3 protein-coding genes are annotated in these 2796 nt (G+C 59.9%); all 3 read left to right on the top strand.

Features of this window, described 5'->3' with window-relative positions; translation table 11 throughout:
* Positions 1–195, top strand: a 195-nt coding sequence (locus Q0K17_RS11060; protein ID WP_294542964.1) for a VanZ family protein, incomplete at its 5' end; no start/stop codon positions are given.
* A gap of 115 nt (positions 196–310) precedes the next feature.
* Entirely contained in the window at positions 311–1960 is a 1650-nt protein-coding gene (locus tag Q0K17_RS11055) for a penicillin-binding protein 2 (protein WP_294542963.1), read from the top strand.
* A 333-nt stretch (positions 1961–2293) separates the two neighbouring features.
* On the top strand, positions 2294–2796 hold a 503-nt coding region (locus tag Q0K17_RS11050), incomplete at its 3' end, for an alanine--tRNA ligase-related protein (RefSeq protein WP_294542962.1).

Genomic DNA, 2796 nt, shown 5'->3' with positions numbered 1-2796 from the left:
TTTCTGGCGGCGCTGGCCTGCACGGCCTTTTCTGTTTCCGATGAGGTACACCAGTTCTTTGTGCCCGGTCGGGCCATGCTGGCCACCGATGTGGGGGTGGACGCCCTGGGCTTTGTGCCGGGGATCCTGCTGGCGGGGGCTGCTGTGTGGTGGGTAAACCGCTGCAGACGGCAGCGCACCCAAAAAACCGAATAAGTCCTGTCGGTCTGCCGAAAAGTACATCGGCAGACCTTTCTTTTTGCCTTTGTATAAGCGGGGGCGGTTTCCGGGCATACTCCTTTCGATACAGAATCCGAAAGGAGGGAGAGAAATGAGCCTTCGCCGCCTGTACTCTCTGTGCACCGCGCTGATGGTGCTCTGTGCCGCCATGTTGTGCCGGGTATACTGGGTCTGCACCGATACTGCCTATGCAGCCAGCGCGGGCGGGCAGAGCCTTTCGGAAACCGACTTGCCCCGCAGCCGAGGCAATTTCTATGACCGGGACGGCCGCCAGCTGACCGGAACAGAACCCCGCTGGTACGCGCTGTGTATTCCCGGAGATTCCAGCTATGCCACCCTCTTTCCCTATGTGAGCTTTGAGGAACAGTCGCAGCTGTATGAAAAGCGCAACAGTATGACTCCCTTTCTGGTAGAAGTCAACACCGACCTCAGTGCCAACGGGGTGTATACCTACACCGGTGCCCGACGATACCTGCCCAACCCCATCGCCCGCCAGCTCATCGGGTATCTGAACGGGGAGGGCGTGGGGGTGTCCGGGCTGGAACTGGCCTATGAGGATGTGCTGGCTCAGGCAGGGGAGGAGCGCACCGTCTGCTGTGCCACCACCGCCCAGGGCTCCCTGATGACCGGTACCCAGCCGGAGGTACAGGCTGCAGCGGGAACCAACCAGGGAGTGCAGCTTACGCTGGATGCCAACCTTCAGCGCGCCTGCGAAGGGATTGCTGCCCAGACGATGGAACGGGGCTGCATACTTGTTATGGATACGGAAACAGGGGAGATTCTGGCCAGTGTGAGTATGCCGGAATTTGACCCGGACGACCTGGTCAAAAGCATTGAGGCGGACGATACTTCCCTCATCAACCGTCCGCTTTCGGCCTTCAGTGCCGGTTCGGTGTTCAAGGTGGTACTGGCAGTCGCAGCCTACCAGGCAGGATACAGCTGGTTCACCCATGACTGTACCGGCAGCGTGGAGGTGGGTGACCAGGTGTTTCGCTGCGCCGAAGGCAGGGCCCACGGCCAGGTGAACCTGCGGGGAGCTCTGGAACAGAGCTGCAACTGCTACTTCATCAAACTGGGACAGCTGCTGGGCGGGGAACGCATTCTGGAGACCGCCCAAACGTTCGGGTTCGGACAGGCTTCGGCGGTAGCACCAGGACTCAAGAGCGCCGAGGGCAATCTGCCCCAGGCTGCCGCAGTGGCGGATACCGACGGAGGTCAGCTGGCCATGCTTTCCTTCGGTCAGGGCGCACTGACCGTCACCCCGCTGCAAATCACCGCTATGATGAATGCGGTGGCCGACGGCGGCATCTGGAAGGCGCCCCGTTTTGTGCAGGGAGTGGTGGACGCCGATACCATGCAGCTGCTTCAGCCAGTGAAGACGGCAGAGAACGTGCAGGTCTGTGACGGCGATACGGCGGACATTCTGCGAAGCATGCTCACCAGCGTGGTGGAGGAAGGCATCGGCCGTCAGGCGGCACCATCTGTGGGACAGGCCGGCGGCAAGACCGGCACAGCGCAGACCGGGCAGTTCAATGAGGCAGGGGAGGAGCTGCTCAACTACTGGTTTTCCGGCTTCTGGCCGGCGGAAGAGCCCCGGTATACGGTGACTGTTTTGCAGGACACCACCCTGGAGCCCGAAACCTCCAGCGCAGCCATCTTTGCCCGGGTCGTGGATGCCATCAGCGTGGAACAGGGCCAAAATACCGCAGAAACAGCCGAAAATCTGTCTTTGGAAGGTTGACAACCGGGCAAGAGCGTCGTATACTATCAAAGGATATGACAACGGCTGAGAAAGGGCCAATGTCACAGGAACCGGCTACAAGAGAGGAAACCGACAGCTGAAAGGTTTCCGCCGTATCTGTGACAAAGCCACCCCGGAGCCCCCGGCAGAACCGGGCGCAATTGCGGCGTTAACGCAAGAAAAAGCGGCAGGGACGTGTTCCCTGCAACTTGGGTGGTACCACGGAAGCTATGGCAGCCTTCGTCCCTTGGTGGGACGGAGGCTGTTTTTGTTTTTCCGGGGCAACCCCTCACAGCCGTACCACATCAATAGCAAAATGGGAGATTGAGAGCAATGCAATGGACCGGATTGAATGAACTGCGCGAAAAGTACCTGCATTATTTTGAGACCAAAGGCCACCTGCGCCTGGGCAGCTTCCCGCTGGTTCCCAAAGATGACCCCAGCCTGCTGCTGATCAACAGCGGCATGGCCCCCATGAAAAAGTGGTTCCTGGGTCAGGAAGAACCCCCGCGTCATCGGGTGACCACCTGCCAGAAGTGCATCCGTACCCCCGACATCGAGCGCGTGGGCATTACCGCCCGCCACGGCACCTTCTTTGAGATGCTGGGCAACTTCAGCTTCCAGGACTACTTCAAGGAAGAGGTCATTCCCTGGGCCTGGGAGTTCCTGACCGGTGAGCTGGAGATCCCCGCCGAAAAGCTGTATGTCTCTGTTTACCTGGACGACGATGAGGCTTACGATATCTGGACCAAGAAGGTGGGCGTGCCCGAAGACCACATGGTCCGTTTCGGCAAGGAAGACAACTTCTGGGAGCATGGCTCCGGTCCCTGCGGCCC

This window comes from uncultured Gemmiger sp., from assembly GCA_944388105.1.
Taxonomy (GTDB): Bacteria; Bacillota; Clostridia; order Oscillospirales; family Ruminococcaceae; genus Gemmiger.
The sequence above is the reverse complement of the archived record's forward strand: the minus strand, read 5'-3'. Positions and strand labels throughout refer to the sequence as shown.